Source organism: Microbacterium sp. NPDC056057, assembly GCF_042266945.1.
In the GTDB taxonomy this organism is placed as follows: domain Bacteria; phylum Actinomycetota; class Actinomycetes; order Actinomycetales; family Microbacteriaceae; genus Microbacterium; species Microbacterium trichothecenolyticum_C.
Genome location: NZ_JBHJWS010000004.1, coordinates 451,992 through 467,266, shown reverse-complemented (window position 1 = coordinate 467,266; position 15,275 = coordinate 451,992). Strand labels below are relative to the sequence as shown.

Below are 15,275 nucleotides of genomic sequence, written 5' to 3'. Positions count from 1 at the left end.
ACCCGACATGCCTGCCGTGAACATCACACTCCAGCCCCGCCCCGAACTGGACGCCTCGGTCGACCATGCCATCCAGGCGATCGTCGCGGGCGCCGTCGTCGGCGAGACCTGCAACACCGATCTCGCCGCCGGTCCCTGGGACTTCGACACCCGCCCCGGCTACGGCCCCGGCTCGTCGATGGGCGATGTCATCCCCACCGGCTCGCCGCGCCAGGGCGAGCTGCCCCGCGAGTACCGCGAGGCGTCCGAGGCCGAGCTCGATGAGCGCATCCGCGCTGCGAAGGCGACGCTCGGCGACCGCGTCGTCGTGCTCGGCCACTTCTACCAGCGCGAAGAGGTCGTGGCGCACGCCGACTACGTGGGCGACTCGTTCCAGCTCGCGAACGCGGCACTGGAGCACCCCGACGCCGAGGCCATCGTGTTCTGTGGCGTCCACTTCATGGCCGAGACCGCCGATCTGCTGTCACGTCCCGAGCAGGCCGTGATCCTCCCGAACCTCGCGGCCGGCTGCTCGATGGCCGACATGGCCGACATCGACCAGGTCGAGGAGTGCTGGGAGCAGCTCGCCGAGGTCTACGGCGACATGGACGCCGTCGACGAGGACGGGCTCGTGCCCGTCGTCCCCGTGACGTACATGAACTCCTCGGCTGCGATCAAGGGGTTCGTCGGACGCCACGGCGGCATCGTGTGCACGTCGTCGAACGCGCGGACGGTGCTGGAATGGGCGTTCCAGCGCGGACGCCGCGTGCTGTTCTTCCCCGACCAGCACCTCGGCCGCAACACCGCCAAGGCGATGGGCGTGCCGCTCGAGCAGATGCCGATGTGGAATCCGCGGAAGCCGCTCGGCGGCTCCGACGCCGACACGCTCGCCGACGCCCGCGTGATCCTGTGGCACGGCTTCTGCTCGGTGCACCGCCGCTTCTCGGTCGACCAGATCGACAAGGCCCGCGCCGAACACCCCGGCGTGCGCGTCATCGTGCACCCCGAGTGCCCGATGGAGGTCGTCGACGCCGCCGACGAGGCCGGTTCGACGGACTACATCCGCAAGGCGATCGAGGCCGCGACCGAGCCGACCACGTTCGCGATCGGCACCGAGGTGAACCTCGTGCAGCGACTGGCCGCCGACCACCCGCAGCACACCATCTTCTGCCTCGACCCGGTCGTGTGCCCCTGCTCGACGATGTACCGCATCCACCCCGGCTACCTCGCGTGGGTGCTCGAGGGACTCGTCGCGGGCGAGGTGCGCAACCGCATCACCGTTCCCGACTCCGTCGCGGCTCCGGCACGCGTGGCGCTGGAGCGGATGCTGGCGGCCAAGCCGCCGGCAGCACCCGCGGCCGCGTGGGAGAACGCATCATGACGGTGCACGAAACCGAAGGCGGGCCGGGTGCCATCGTGGTGGGCTCGGGCATCGCCGGGCTGCTCACCGCCCTTCACGCGGTCGAGCACGGCTGCCGCGTCACGCTCGTGACGAAGGACGTGCTCGAGCACGCCAACACCCGCTTCGCACAGGGCGGGATCGCGGGTGTGATGTTCGACGACGACCGCGCCGACGACCACGTGCGCGACACGCTGGTCGCCGGCGCCGGTCTCAGCGATCCGGCCGCGGTGCGCGTGCTCGTCGACGAGGGCCCCGCGCGGATCCGCGAGCTCATCGCGCTCGGCGTCGCGTTCGACCGCGACGACACCGGCGGTTTCGTGAAGGGCCTCGAGGCCGCGCACTCCTACCCGCGCATCCTCCACGCCGGCGGCGACGCCACCGGCACGGCCATCGAGAAGGCGCTTGTCGCACGGCTGCGCGCCAGCGACGTCGCGGTGATCGAGCACGCGTTCCTCGTCGACCTGGTGGTGACGGACGGTCGCGTCAGCGGCGTCGAACTGATCGTCGGGGAGACGATCCCCACGCCTTCTCCACGCACCGCTGGCGCGCTGCGCGGAGCCTCCGGGCGCGTGGGCCCAGCTGACGCCGGCCGTCGCGAGATCGTCACGGCCGACGCGGTCGTGCTGGCGACCGGCGGCGCGGGTGAGCTGTACGCCCACTCGACGAACCCCGAGGTGGCGACCGGCGACGGCATCGCTGCGGCGATCCGGGCCGGAGCAGACGTACGCGACCTCGAGTTCTTCCAGTTCCACCCGACGATCATCGGCACCGGCGACTCGTTCCTCGTCTCGGAGGCGGTGCGGGGCGAGGGTGCGACGCTGATCGACGAGCACGCGCGCCGGTTCGCGTTCGACGCGCACCCGGACGGCGAACTGGCCCCTCGCGACGTGGTCGCCCGCGCGATCGCGAGGCAGATGGAGCTCCAGGGCGGGCGCCCGGTGTTCCTCGACGCGACCCACATCCACTCGGAAGACGCCGCTGAGCGCGCGGCGTTCCTCGCGCGCCGCTTCCCCACGATCGACCGCGCCGTGCGCGAGCGGGGTCTCGACTGGGCCCGCGAGCCGATCCCCGTGACGCCGGCCGCGCACTATCTGATGGGCGGCGTCGGCACCGATCTGTTCGGCCGCACCACCCTGCCCGGCCTCTACGCCGTGGGCGAGGTCGCGCGCACCGGTGTGCACGGCGCGAACCGCCTGGCCTCGAACTCACTGCTGGAGGGCGCCGTGTTCGGCGCGCGTGCGGGTGACGTCATCGCCGAGGACGCAGCATCCGGTTCCTGGCCAACCTTCGCGACTCCCCATTTCCCCGCCGACAGAAACGGCTCACCTGTCGCGAAGCGCCGATCCGCGCCGCAGGTCGTGACAGGTGAGCAGCAGAGCATCGGGATGCCGCAGCCGACGGCAGGCGTCGAGGGGCCGGCGTTCTCCCGCGCGGCGCTGCAGGAACTCCTGTGGGCGGATGCCGGACTCGTGCGGGATGAAGCAGGCCTCGGGCACGCAGCATCCGTCATCTCGACCTGGCGCGTGCAGCAGCGCACCCCGGTCACCGAGCACGACTTCGAGGACGAGAACCTGCTGCTCGTCGCGGAGCACCTCGTCGCGGCCGCCCTCGCACGCCGGGAGTCGGTCGGCGCGCACTTCCGGTCGGATGCCGGCGCCGTCGCCGGCGAAACTCCACGGGATCGCGATGCGATCGACGCGGAGGTCGTACGAACGACAGCATCCGATCCAGATCCGTGGAGTTCTGCCGCCCATCCGAAGGAGCCCGTCGCATGCTGACCCGCGCCGTGATCGACCGTGCCGTCGCCGCCGCCCTCGACGAGGACGCGCCGTGGGGCGATCTCACCAGCGAAGCGCTGATCCCCGAGAACGCGGTCGCCCGCGCCGATCTCGTCGCGCGCGAACGCGGCGTGTTCTCGGGTGGCGAGGTGTTCGAGGCGGCATTCCGGCTCACCGACCCGGCGATCGACGTCGAGCTCGTCGTCGAGGACGGCGAGTGGTTCGAACCCGGCGCCGTGCTGGCGGTCGTCACCGGTCCGGCGCGCGGCGTGCTCACGGCCGAGCGGATCGGCCTCAACTTCGTGCAGCGGATGTCGGGGATCGCGACCCTCACCGGCACCTATGTGGCCGAGGTCGCGCACACCGGCACGCGGATCGCCGACACGCGCAAGACCACCCCGGGCCTCCGTGCCTTCGAGCGCAAGGCCGTGCGCGACGGCGGCGGCCGCAACCACCGCCACTCGCTGTCGGACGCGGTCATGGCGAAGGACAACCACCTCGCGGTCCTCGCGCAGAAGGGCGTCTCGCCGACGGCGGCGCTCCTCGCCGCGAAGGACCTGCTCCCCCACACGGCGCACATCGAGGTCGAGGTCGACCGGCTGGAGCAGATCGAGCCCGTGCTCGCCGCCGGCATCGGCACGATCATGCTCGACAACTTCTCCCTCGCCGACCTCCGGACGGGGGTCGCCCAGGTCGCGGGCCGGGCGACGGTCGAGGCATCCGGCGGGGTGTCGCTCGAGACGGTGCGCGCGATCGCCGAGACCGGCGTCGACGTGATCTCGGTCGGCGCCCTCACACACTCGGCACGCGCTCTCGATCTCGGGCTCGACGTGCGCATCGACGCCGCCTGATCCACCCGGGAGCATCCGATGAGCATGCTGTACCTCGACAATGCCGCGACCACGCCGGTGCGACCAGAGGTGCTCGAGGCGATGATGCCGTACCTGACCCGCTGGTACGGCAACGCCTCGAGCCACCACACCGTGGGCGAGGCGGCCGCCGACGCCCTCGCCGACGCCCGGGCGCGCGTGGCGCGCGTGCTCGGCCTCCGCGCCGGCGACGTCGTCTTCACGTCCGGCGGCACCGAGGCCAACAATCTGGCGATCAAGGGCATCGCGATCGCGGCGGCCCAGCAGCGCGATGATCGTCACGCGCACGTCATCACGACGCCGATCGAGCACGAGTCGGTGCTCGAATCGGTCGACTATCTCGAGCGCGTGCACGGCTTCGCGGCGACGCGCGTGCCCGTCGACGACCACGCGCGCCTGTCGACGGATGCTGTCGCACAGAGCCTTCGCGATGACACGGCGCTCGTGAGCATCGGGTACGCGAACAACGAGGTCGGGACGGTGCAGGATGCTGCGGCCCTGGCGGTCGTCGCCCGCGAACGGCGCGTCCCGCTGCACCTGGACGGCGTCCAGGCGGCGGGCTGGCTCACGCTGTCGGCCGACGAGCTCGGGTACGACGCGATATCGCTCGCCGGGCACAAGCTCGGCGCGCCGAAGGGCACGGGGGCGCTGGGCGTCCGCGGGAGGATCCCGCTGGAGCCCCTCATGCACGGCGGCGGCCAGGAGCGCGGCCGTCGCAGCGGCACCGAGGACGTCGCCGGCGCCGTCGGCTTCGCGACCGCGCTGGAGCTCGCCGAAGCCGAACGGGTCGAGGCGTCCGCTCGCGTGTCCGCCATCCGCGACCGCTTCATCGCCCGCGTGCTCGAGCGGATCCCGTCGGCGCGTCTCACGGGCGACGCGGTGCACCGCCTCGCCGGCACCGCGAGCTTCACGTTCGCCGGGACGAGCGGCGAGGCCGTGCTGCTCGAGCTCGAGCGCCGCGGAGTGGTGTCGTCGAGCGGCTCGGCGTGCGCGGCCGGCAGCGACGAGCCCTCCCACGTGCTGCTCGCGATGGGCATCGCCCCGGAGGTCGCGCAGACCGCGGTGCGCTTCACCTTCCCGCGCTGGCTGAACGCGCCGCTGGATGCCGTCGCCGACGCGGTCGAGGCATCCGTCGCCGCCGTCAACGGTTCACCGCACTGACACAGCGGAGCCCGGCCCTGCGGAGCGCCCGTAGGATCGGGACGTGACCCCCGCCGTGACCGTCATCGTCCCGGGCTACGACGTGGCTCTCTATGCCGCCGAGGCGCTCGACTCCCTGCGCGCGCAGACACGCGAGGACTGGGTCGCGATCCTCGTCGACGACGCGTCGACCGACTCCACCGGGCGGCTGTTCGACGCCGCCGCGGCGGCGGACGAGCGGTTCCAGGTCGTGCACCACGATGCGCAGAGCGGGCTCGGTGCCGCGCGCAACGCCGCCCTCGACCTCGTCCGCACCCCGTTCCTGGGGTTCCTCGACGCCGACGACCGCCTCACCCCGACCGCGCTCGAACGGCTCGTCGGCACGGTCGCCGACAGCGGCAGCGACTTCGCGCTCGGCGCATATGTGCGCCTGCGCCCCGACAGCGCCGGCGGGTACGAGGCCGGCAGCGTGCAGCCCTGGGTCGCGGCTGCGACGGATCCCGCACGCGTCGGCGTCACCCTCGACCAGCACCCCGAGGCATCCGGCAACATCGTCGCGTGGTCGAAGGTGAGCCGCACCGATCTGTGGCGGCGCACCGGTCTGCGGTTCCCCGAGGGCAAGGCCTACGAGGACCAGATCGTCGCACAGCAGATGTACACGCGCGCCCGCGCGTTCGACGTCATCCCCGACGTCGTCGTCCAGTGGCGCGAGCGCGCCGACGGGTCCTCGATCACCCAGCACAAGGGCGAGCTCCCCGTGCTCCGCGACTACCTCGAGGCGCTCACGGGCGGCCTCGCGGTGCTGGATGCGGCGGGCCAGCCGCGGGCCGCGGCATCCCGTGTGCGTCTCATCCTCGCGATGGACCTGCCGCCCCTGGTCGACCTCGCCCGCGATCACGCCGACGACGCCTACCGGCGGGAGCTCGGCGCGTTCGCACGGACGCTGGGGTCACGCGCGGACGGGGTCGTGCTGTCGGAGCCGGCCGCGACGGCGCTGGCCGCCGCGCGGCTCTGGTGACGACGCCACCGCCTGCCGTGCGGGAGCTCAGTCCTCGCGCCACTCCGGGTCACCGACGCTGCCGCGACCGGCGGCCATCACCTCTTCCGAGGTGAGGACGGGCGCGTCGGGCGGGCTGTCGGCTCGCCGCTCGGGATGGTCGGCAGGCGCCTCGGCGTCCTCCGCCTCGAGGATCCGCGTCGTCGCGAGCTGCTGAGCCGCGAGTTCGGCATACAGCCCGCCCTCCGCGAGCAGCGAGGCATGCGTCCCGGACTCGACGATGCGCCCGGCCTCGACGACGTGGATGACATCGGCCGCGATCACCGTGGACAGGCGGTGCGCGATCGACAGCGTCGTGCGGCCCCGCGCCGCCGCATCCAGCGCCTCCTGGACGACCCGCTCCGACACGGTGTCGAGGGCCGACGTCGCCTCGTCGAGGAGCAGCACGGGCGGGTCCTTCAGGAGCACCCGCGCGATGGCGATCCGCTGCTTCTCCCCGCCCGAGAGTCGATAACCGCGTTCGCCGACGACGGTGTCATAGCCCTTCTCGAAACGCTCGATCACGTGATGAATGTTCGCGGCGCGGCACGCGGCCTCGACCTCGGCATCCGTCGCGTCAGGCTTCGCATACCGCAGGTTCTCGCGGATCGTGGCGTGGAACAGGTACGTCTCCTGCGACACGATGCCCACGTTGTCGATGATCGACTCCTGCGTGAGGCGCCGCACGTCCTCACCGGCGAAGAGGACGGAGCCGCCGGATGCCTCGTACAGCCGCGGCGTCAGGTACAGCACGGTCGTCTTGCCCGCACCGGAGGGCCCGACGAACGCGACGTGCTGACCGGGCTCGGCCGTGAACGACACGCCCTGCAGCGTCGCGCGGGTGTCGGCGGCGGCATCCGGATAGCGGAACTCCACGTCGCGGAACTCGATGCGCCCGAGAGGGCCGGGGGCGTCGGCGACGGCGATGGCGTCGGGGGCCTCGCGGATGGCCGGCACGAGGTCGAGGTACTCGAAGATGCGGGCGAACAGCGCCGACGAGGTCTGCAGGTCGAGTGAGACGCGCATGAGCCCCATGAGGGGCATGAGGAGTCGCGCCTGCACCGTGGTGAACGCGACGATCGTGCCCGCCGTGATGGCGTCGGTGCCGCCGCCGATGAGGTAGCCCGAGACGAGGTAGATGATGGCGGGGACGCTCGCCATGATGACCTGGACCACGGCGAAGAAGCCCTGGCCGCTCATCGCGCGCCGCACCTGCAGCCGCACCTGATTGACGTTCTCGTCGGCGTAGCGCGTCGACTCGGTGCGCTGGCGGTTGAACGACTTCGAGAGCAGGATGCCCGAGACGCTCAGCGTCTCCTGTGTGATGGCGGTCAGCTCCGACAGCGACTCCTGCGTCTCGCCCGCGATGCGCGCCCGCACCTGGCCGACGCGGCGCTGCACCAGGATGAGGAACGGCATGAGCACGACGGCGATGATCGTGAGCCGCCAGTCGATGAGGATCATCGCGACGAGCGAGGCGACGACCGTGACCGTGTTGCCGAGGATGCTCGTCACGGTGTTCGTGAGCACGCCCGAGACGCCGCCCACGTCGTTCTGCAGGCGCGATTGGATGACGCCGGTCTTGGTGCGGGTGAAGAAGCCCAGCTCCATCGACTGCAGGTGATCGAACAGCTTCACCCGGAGGTCGCCGGTGACCCGGTTGCCGACGGTGGAGGTGAACCACGTCTGCACCACGCCGACCGCGGCGGACAGCAGGAAGAGCGCGATCATCGCGAGCACGAGCTTCCACAGCAGCGAGAGGTCCGGGGGCGAGCCGTCGACGGGGAAGAGTGCGTCGTCGAACACCCGCTCCACGAGCAGCGGCGGGATGACCGCGATGCCGGCGCCGACCACCACCAGGATGCCGGTGATGGCGATCGACCACTTGTACGGCCGGAAGAGGGCGACCACCCGCCGCCCCAGATTCGGGATCTGGGGCGCCTCGGCGTTCGCGCGCCGCTGGGCCTCGGTGTCGACCGGGCGGAAGCCGGGGTGTCCGCCCCCGCCCCCACCGCCGCGCATGCTCACGTGGCCAGCCTAACCAGCGCCGCCGACGCTAGGCTCGTGCCATGACCTCGACGCCCGACCTCCCCGCACACGACGGCAGCGACCTCGCGGAGCTCCGCGAAGAGATCGACGCCCTCCAGGCCATCCCGCACGAAGAGATCGTGAACCCCCTCCCGAAGAACCTCGAAGAGCGCGAGCCCGAGGCCGAGCCGACCGACGCGATCGGCTCCGAGAAGTGGGGCGACGCGGAGCCCGAGCGCTCCGACAACTGACCCCGCGGGTCGCCTGATCTCCGGCATCCCGTCCCGACATGCGGGAATGGGATGTCGGAACCTGTGGTTATCTTGAAGGCTTGCCATCCTCGGGTGGCACATCGCTGTCCATCCGAGCCTCGAGGAGACGCCCTATGGCCGCCATCGAAACGACCCCCGGAACCGGCAGCCTCCCCGCTGTTCCGAGCAGCGCCGCGGGTGCGGCGCCCAAGCTGCGCCCCGAAGAGAGCCGCGTCATCTGGCTGCTGCTGGCGGCCGCCTTCGTCGCCATCCTCAACGAGACGACGATGGGCGTGGCGATCCCGCACCTCATCACCGACCTCGGCATCACCGCGCTGTCCGCGCAGTGGCTGACGACCGCGTTCATGCTGACGATGGCGGTGGTCATCCCGATCACCGGCTTCCTGCTGCGTCGCTTCACGACGCGGGCGATGTTCATCGCGGCGATGGGGCTGTTCTCGCTGGGAACGCTCATCGCCTTCCTGTCGCCCGGCTTCCCGATGCTGCTCGCCGCACGCGTCGTGCAGGCGTCCGGCACCGCGATCATGATGCCGCTGCTGATGACGACGCTCATGACCGTCGTGCCCGCCGCCATCCGCGGCCGCATGATGGGGCGCGTCAGCATCGTGATGTCGCTCGCCCCGGCGATCGGGCCGACCCTCGCGGGTGCGATCCTCAACAACTTCGAGTGGCGCTGGATCTTCGGCATCGTGCTGCCGATCGCGATTGTGGCGCTCGTCGTCGGCGCGCGCTGGATCCACAACCTCGGCGAGACCACGCGCGCACCGATCGACGTGCTGTCGGTCATCCTCTCGGCCCTCGGCTTCGGCGGCCTGGTCTTCGGCCTCAGCCAGCTGGGCGCCGGCGGACACGGGAGCGGAGCGGATGCCGCGGCCGCGAGCGCCGCCTCGACCACGACCCTCATCGTGTCCCTGGCTGTCGGCGTCGTCGCGCTCGGCCTCTTCGGCTGGCGCCAGGTCGTGCTCCAGCGGAAGGATGACGCGCTGCTCGACCTGCGCGTGTTCCGCAGCGCGAACTTCTCGCTGTCGATCGCGCAGATGTCGGTCATGTCGATGGCGTTCTTCGGTGCGATCACCGTGGTGCCGCTGTACCTTCAGGACGTCGTGGGCGTCGACCCGCTCACCACGGGTCTCGTCGTGCTCCCCGGCGCTCTCGCGATGGGCCTCGCAGGCCCCGTCATCGGCCGCATCTACGACCGCTGGGGCACGACCGTGCTCCTGGTTCCCGGCGCGGTGATCACGAGCGCCATGCTGTGGTTCTACACGACCTTCGGCGCCGAGACGCCGGTGTGGCTGATCGCCGTGGCGCAGACGATCCTGTCGTTCGGCCTGGCGCTGTCGTTCACGCCGCTCTTCACGGCGTCGCTCGGCTCGCTCCAGCCGAAGTTCTACTCCTACGGCTCCGCTGTCGTCGGCACCGCCCAGCAGGTCGCCGGCGCCGCGGGCATCGCTCTGATGTTCGGCGTCATGGCGGCGGCATCGTCGGCGGCGACGTCGTCGGGTGCCGACACCGTCGCCGCCGGAGCCGCCGGCACGCACGCCGCGTTCCTCACGGCGGCGTTCCTGTCGCTGCCGCTGCTGGTCGGCGCGTTCCTCATCCGCAAGCCGGCCGACGCACCGATGGGCGCGCCCGCCGGTCACTGACCGAGGTATCACCCGGATGCCCCGCCCCTCGACAAGGGGTGGGGCATCCGCGATTCTGGATGCGCCCGAAACCCGACGGGAAGGCAGCACCATGATCGTGAGCACTCCGGACCTCGACGGCGCCACCGGCCACGTCGCCGAGATGTACGACGGCGACCTCCGCAGCGACGGGTTCGTCTTCGGGCATACGCGCGCGATGGCGATCAACCCCGAGGCCCATGCGGCCTTCGAGACACTGATCCGCAGCATCGTGCCGTCGATCGGCCTGCGCAACTACGAACTCGCCACGCTCGGCGCCGCCCGCGCGATCGGGTCGGATCACTGCCTCCTCGCGCACGGCCGAAAGAGCCTGCGCGCAGGCCTCCTCGATGAGGACGAGCTCGCCCGGCTTGCACGCGAGGGCGCGGACGCCGGCCTCGATGGGACGGACATGGCGGTGGTCGCGTACGCCGAGAAGCTCTCGACGGATGCCGCGACCATGACCGACGCCGACACGCAGCGCCTTCGCGATCTCGGGTTCACCGATCGGCAGATCGTCGACATCACGCTCGCCGCCGCCGTGCGGAACTACTTCAGCCGGGCGCTGCTGGCCCTGGCGGTGCCCGTGGACGACGTGCCGGGCCTCAGCCCCACACTGGTCGCCGCCCTGCTCGCGCCGGCGCAGGCCGCCCGCGGCAACGTCAGTGGTGGATGACTGCCTTCAGGAGGATGAGCACTCCGCCGAAAGCGGCGGTGATGAGGGCGCTCAGAATACGCGGCAGCCAGTGCGTGCTCCAGCGCGCCACGGCGATCCACCCCAACGCGCCGAGCAACACGGTGTTGGTGATGAGCGCTGACCACAACGCGGCGGAGTCTTCGATGACGCGCGTCGCTCCGAGCAGCAGGATGATGAGCGGCGGCACGGAAGCGAGGAGCATGCCGCCCGATTGATGCGCGGACGCGCGGAGACTGGCGCGGAGCCCGGCATGACCATCGGTGGCGGCCAGGCGACCCAGAGTGCCGGCGAACACGTGAGCAGCGAAGAACACGATCACCGTGACCGCGACGGTGGCGAACGCCTCCCACGAGGTGCCCCGCGCCGAGACGACGATCATGCCCGACACGAGGATCAGTCCGTAGATCGCCTCCTCCGACATGAGGATGCGGCCGACCCGCGGGGTGATGTGAAGCTGTTCGTCGGTCATCGCCGGCGCGTCGTGAAGTGGACGGAGGCGGGTCAGTCGATGCTGCAGCTGCCGCCGCCGCAGCACGAACCTGCGGACTCGACCACCGTGAGGAGGTTCTTCTCGTCGGCGATGGGTGCGAGGGTGATCGGGGCGGGCTGCTGCGAAGTCGTCATAGCGACCATGCTACCCACGGGAACAGCGACGTCGGCCGCCCGAGTCGCTGAGGGCTCCGACTCAGAGCGGCACTCCCCCGTTCTGGCACGTCGGGCAGTACTGCGCCGACGTGCCGGAGAACGTCAGATCGCGAATGGTGTCGCCGCACGCCGGGCAGGCTTCGCCCGTGCGCCCGTGCACGCGCATCGCGGCCACCTTGTGCGCCTTGAGCTGGTCGATGGGGACGCCGAGCCGGGCATCGATCGCGCCACGCACAGTCGTCAGCGTCGCGTCGAACAGCCGGTCCGCCGCGCCGGAGTCGAGCACGGCGGCGTGGGTCACGGGCGATACCTTGGCGAGGTGCAGGATCTCGTCGGAGTAGGCGTTGCCGATGCCGGCGAGCGATTCCTGCTCTTGCAGGATGGCCTTGATCTGCTTGCGGCGGCCGCCCAGCGCGCTGTCGAACTGGTCGCGCGTGAAGGCCGCGTCGGCGGGATCGGGCCCGAGCTTCGCGATCGCGGGAACCTCACCGGCGTCGCCGACGACGAACAGTCCGAGCGACACCCAGCTGCCGGCATCCGTCACCTCCAGACTGCGGTCGCCTGACAGCTCGAGGCTCGCCAGGGCCGGCGGCGCGTCCACCGAGAGCGGGGCGGGTTCGTCGTCGGGCGCGACGTCGAGCCACCGGATCCACCCATGGCGCCCCAGCGAGACGACGAGGCTCGCCCCGTCGAGGACGAGCTCCACATGCTTGCCGTGGCGGCGGGCACCGGTGATCGTGCGTCCGGTGATGCTCGCCGGGGGCGTGGCACGGGTCTTGACCGTGCGGAACTCGAGCACATCGACTCCGCGGATCTCCCGCCCGGATGCCTCGTCAGCGAGGAACCGCGCGAGAGCCTCGACCTCCGGCGACTCAGGCATGGCCCCATCCTGCCACCGAGCCCCGACACGCGGGCCGTGGCGCAGGCTGTCTCGTGATAGTTCGATATCGCACTTTCAAATAGTGTGATGTTCATCATCAAATGTTCAGCACATTGAAGTTCGGTGACGGAAGGTTTCGCTTTCGAGAGTTTTGTTATCGATTGAAATGAATCCCTTCGCCGGTTTCGGGCGAGGGGACGGACGAGGGAGTGAGTTCGTGACGGAGACAGCGATGCCGTCCACCGCGACGACCGACGGTGACCGACCCGATGTGGCCGGCGTGCTCGAACGACTGCGGCTGGCCGAAGCGAAGCTCGCCCGGCGGCGCGAGCAGCAGACCGGCATGAACGAGACGGACCGCGCAGCGATGCGCTACCTCCTGGAGCGCGTCGACGCGGCGGAGATCACCCCCTCCATGATCGTGAGGGCACTCCACCTCTCCCCCGCCTCGGGTACCGCACTCATCGATCGTCTGGTCGCACGCGGACTCGTCGTCGTCGAAGGACACCCGCACGACCGTCGCAAGAAGATCGTCCGCCCCGTGGATCGCAACATCGACCCGGACCACCTCGACCCGCTCACGATGAAGCTGCGCGGTCTCGCGTCCGGATTGCCGGCGCGCGACGCGCGCGTCGTCGCCAGCTTCCTCGAGGACGTCCTGGCGATGGTCTCGGGGACTGCGAGCCCCGCGAACTGACGGCGCCGCGTCAGAGCACCACGGGCGCGAGTCGCTCTGCGATCTGCTCGAGTGCGTCGCCGAAAGACCCCGGGAAGAGGGGCTTGACGGCGGGCGCGCGATCTGAGTGCGGCGCTGCGCCGCCGAGGGCGTCTTAGGCTGATGCCGATGCGGGAGTTCTTCGGAGGGGTCGGGCTGCTCGGCCGTGGCTTCGCGCAATGGCGGCAGAGGCCCGGTCTCATGGCACTCGGCCTCGTTCCTGCGGCGATCGTCGGCCTGCTGTTCCTCGGCGGGCTCATCGCACTCAGCGCCTCGCTGCCGGCGCTCACCGAGGCGATGACGCCGTTCGCCGACAGCTGGCCAGGTGTGTGGGCGACCGTCTTCCGCATCGCGGTCGGTACCGCACTCCTCGGGGCCGCCCTCGTGCTGGTCGCCGTCACGTTCACGGCACTCACACTGCTGGTGGGCGAGCCGTTCTACGAGCGGATCTGGAGAGCGGTCGAGGCAGACGCCGGCACCCCGCAGCTCGAGGGCGACTACGGGTTCTGGCGCTCGGTCGCGGACGGGCTGTCGCTCATCGCACGCGGCGTCGGCATCGCACTGGTCGCCGCGCTGATCGGCCTCATCCCGGTGATCGGCGCCGTGGCGAGCACCATCTTCGCGGTGGTCTTCACCGGATGGCTGATCGCCGACGAGCTGAGCTCGCGCGCGCTGACCGCCCGCGGACTGACGAGGCGCGACCGAAAGAAGTTGCTGCGCCGCAGACGCTTCCGCGTGCTGGGGTTCGGTGTCGCGACGCAGCTGTGCTTCCTGGTGCCGCTCGGCGCCGTGGCCACCATGCCGGCAGCCGTGGCGGGGGCGACGCTGCTCGCGCGGTCGCTGCTCGATCCCACCCCTCCGACTGCGCACACTCGGGCCTGATCTGAACGCGGGCGACGCGGCATCCGAGTCAATCAGACCCGGCGTGATCCGAGGCCGCTTCGAGGAGGTGCGGGATCGCGCGGTCGATCATCGTCATGGTCGCCGTCAACGAGATCCGGAAGTGATGCGGCTGCTCGAACAGCGACCCGGGCATGACGTACACGCCCCGCTCCTCGAGGGTGTCGCAGAACGCTTGGGCGTCACCGCCCGGCGCCTTGCCCCACAGGTAGAAGGTGCCCTCCGGCCGGGTGACCTCGTAGCCGGCATCGGTGAGCGCGCCGTACATCCGGTCGCGCTTGCGCGTCAGCTCGGCCGTGTCGAGCGACAGGGTCTCGAGCTCCGGCACCGAGTACTGCATGACGGCGTCTGGGAACCCCCAGCCGATGGCCAGCCCCAGGGGGAAGAGCCCGGCGCGCAGCTCCTCCCGCTCCGCCATGGGGATCCGGGGCGACAGCGCGAGGTAGCCGAGCCGCGCCCCGGGCGCGAGCAGCACCTTGCCGTAGCTGTAGTCGATCACCGTCCACGGGTAGTAGGCGGCGGGGCTCGTGAACGCGACGCCGTCGAAGCGGATGCGGCGGTACGGCTCGTCCGACAGCAGCCAGATCCGGCGTCCCTGGGCACGCGACGCCTTCTCGAGCACCGCGGCGAGCTCCTCCCATGTCGACGGCGGGTAGACGCGACCGGTGGGGTTCGCGGGCGAGTTGACGACGACGATCCTCGTGCGAGGGGTGATCGCGCGGGCGATCGCGTCGACATCGAGGTCGAATGTCTCGGGGGCGAGGTCCACGCCGACCGGGACGAGGTCCGCGGCGTGCAGCATCGGCGCGTAGCAGAACCAGCCGGGCACCGGGATCACCACCTCGTCCCCGGCATCGGCCAGCAGAGCGAACGCGAGCGAGATCGCACCGAAGGCGCCCTGCGTCATGGCGATGTCTTCGGGTTCGAAGTCGAGTCCCAGCTCTCCCGACAGCGCGCCGGCCACGACCTCCTGCGCGGAACGCTCACTGCTCTTGTACGCGAACCAGTCGACGGTCCGCGGCTCGGCGTTCCTGCGAATGGCCGCCGGGAGGCCGGGCAGCGCCATCTCGTGCGGGTTGCCGAACGCGAAGACCAGCGCCTCCGGGTCGGACGCGACGACCCGCATGCGGGAGAAGTAGGAACCGACGACATCCACCGCCGCCTTCGCCGCCGTCGCCCGTGTCGACATCGCCATGGCAGTCACCTCTCGCCCCAGTGCCGATCCGTGATCCCGCCCAGGATCCCAACTGACAGGTGGCGCGTCAATCGCCTC

At 70.9% G+C, this 15,275-nt stretch carries 15 protein-coding genes; 10 read left to right on the top strand and 5 right to left on the bottom strand.

Annotation, left to right across the window (positions count from 1 at the left end; translation table 11 throughout):
* The first annotated feature begins 7 nt into the window (after nt 1-7).
* From nadA to ACFC1K_RS18505, 5 genes are read left to right on the top strand one after another with little or no spacing between them, the layout of a single operon-like run.
* Complete coding sequence (gene nadA, locus ACFC1K_RS18525) at nt 8-1,360, top strand: quinolinate synthase NadA (protein ID WP_375872732.1); 1,353 nt, start codon at nt 8-10, stop codon at nt 1,358-1,360.
* Nucleotides 1,357-3,159: an L-aspartate oxidase gene (locus tag ACFC1K_RS18520; protein ID WP_375872731.1), complete on the top strand. Its 1,803-nt coding sequence runs from the start codon at nt 1,357-1,359 to the stop codon at nt 3,157-3,159. The genes nadA and ACFC1K_RS18520 overlap by 4 nt, the downstream gene beginning before the upstream one ends.
* Nucleotides 3,153-4,010 (top strand): carboxylating nicotinate-nucleotide diphosphorylase, encoded by an 858-nt coding sequence (nadC, locus tag ACFC1K_RS18515; RefSeq protein ID WP_045296789.1) that lies wholly within the window; start codon nt 3,153-3,155, stop codon nt 4,008-4,010. The genes ACFC1K_RS18520 and nadC overlap by 7 nt, the downstream gene beginning before the upstream one ends.
* A gap of 24 nt (nt 4,011-4,034) precedes the next feature.
* A complete protein-coding gene (locus tag ACFC1K_RS18510) occupies nt 4,035-5,189 on the top strand; it encodes a cysteine desulfurase family protein (RefSeq protein ID WP_375872760.1) in 1,155 nt (384 codons plus the stop codon).
* A 43-nt stretch (nt 5,190-5,232) separates the two neighbouring features.
* Nucleotides 5,233-6,186, top strand: a complete 954-nt coding sequence (locus ACFC1K_RS18505) for a glycosyltransferase family 2 protein (RefSeq protein ID WP_375872730.1) — start codon at nt 5,233-5,235, stop codon at nt 6,184-6,186.
* Nucleotides 6,187-6,213: 27 nt separating this feature from the next.
* Here the strand turns inward: ACFC1K_RS18505 and ACFC1K_RS18500 are convergent, their stop codons facing one another.
* Complete coding sequence (locus ACFC1K_RS18500) at nt 6,214-8,226, bottom strand: ABC transporter ATP-binding protein (protein WP_375872759.1); 2,013 nt, start codon at nt 8,224-8,226, stop codon at nt 6,214-6,216.
* A gap of 47 nt (nt 8,227-8,273) precedes the next feature.
* Here ACFC1K_RS18500 and ACFC1K_RS18495 point away from each other — a divergent pair, with 47 nt between their 5' ends.
* From ACFC1K_RS18495 to ACFC1K_RS18485, 3 genes are all read left to right on the top strand, one after another.
* Nucleotides 8,274-8,483: a hypothetical protein gene (locus ACFC1K_RS18495; protein ID WP_375872729.1), complete on the top strand. Its 210-nt coding sequence runs from the start codon at nt 8,274-8,276 to the stop codon at nt 8,481-8,483.
* 134 nt (nt 8,484-8,617) lie between these two features.
* Nucleotides 8,618-10,147 (top strand): MDR family MFS transporter, encoded by a 1,530-nt coding sequence (locus ACFC1K_RS18490; protein ID WP_375872728.1) that lies wholly within the window; start codon nt 8,618-8,620, stop codon nt 10,145-10,147.
* A 91-nt stretch (nt 10,148-10,238) separates the two neighbouring features.
* Nucleotides 10,239-10,841 (top strand): carboxymuconolactone decarboxylase family protein, encoded by a 603-nt coding sequence (locus tag ACFC1K_RS18485; RefSeq protein ID WP_310291917.1) that lies wholly within the window; start codon nt 10,239-10,241, stop codon nt 10,839-10,841.
* Here the strand turns inward: ACFC1K_RS18485 and ACFC1K_RS18480 are convergent.
* The 3 genes from ACFC1K_RS18480 to ACFC1K_RS18470 form a co-directional block, all read right to left on the bottom strand.
* A complete protein-coding gene (locus tag ACFC1K_RS18480) occupies nt 10,828-11,331 on the bottom strand; it encodes a hypothetical protein (RefSeq protein ID WP_375872727.1) in 504 nt (167 codons plus the stop codon). The genes ACFC1K_RS18485 and ACFC1K_RS18480 overlap by 14 nt on opposite strands.
* A 32-nt stretch (nt 11,332-11,363) precedes the next feature.
* Entirely contained in the window at nt 11,364-11,486 is a 123-nt protein-coding gene (locus tag ACFC1K_RS18475) for a hypothetical protein (protein ID WP_375872726.1), read from the bottom strand.
* Between the two features lie 61 nt (nt 11,487-11,547).
* Entirely contained in the window at nt 11,548-12,387 is an 840-nt protein-coding gene (locus ACFC1K_RS18470) for a DNA-formamidopyrimidine glycosylase family protein (protein ID WP_375872725.1), read from the bottom strand.
* 217 nt (nt 12,388-12,604) lie between these two features.
* Here ACFC1K_RS18470 and ACFC1K_RS18465 point away from each other — a divergent pair, with 217 nt between their 5' ends.
* Nucleotides 12,605-13,084: a MarR family winged helix-turn-helix transcriptional regulator gene (locus ACFC1K_RS18465; RefSeq protein ID WP_375872724.1), complete on the top strand. Its 480-nt coding sequence runs from the start codon at nt 12,605-12,607 to the stop codon at nt 13,082-13,084.
* Between the two features lie 147 nt (nt 13,085-13,231).
* Complete coding sequence (locus tag ACFC1K_RS18460; RefSeq protein WP_310291930.1) at nt 13,232-13,984, top strand: EI24 domain-containing protein; 753 nt, start codon at nt 13,232-13,234, stop codon at nt 13,982-13,984.
* 28 nt (nt 13,985-14,012) lie between these two features.
* Here ACFC1K_RS18460 and ACFC1K_RS18455 read toward each other — a convergent pair whose 3' ends face one another.
* The gene (locus ACFC1K_RS18455) at nt 14,013-15,197 is read right to left on the bottom strand and encodes an aminotransferase class I/II-fold pyridoxal phosphate-dependent enzyme (protein ID WP_375872723.1); all 1,185 of its coding nucleotides are present in this window, start codon (nt 15,195-15,197) and stop codon (nt 14,013-14,015) included.
* Nucleotides 15,198-15,275: the final 78 nt, after the last annotated feature.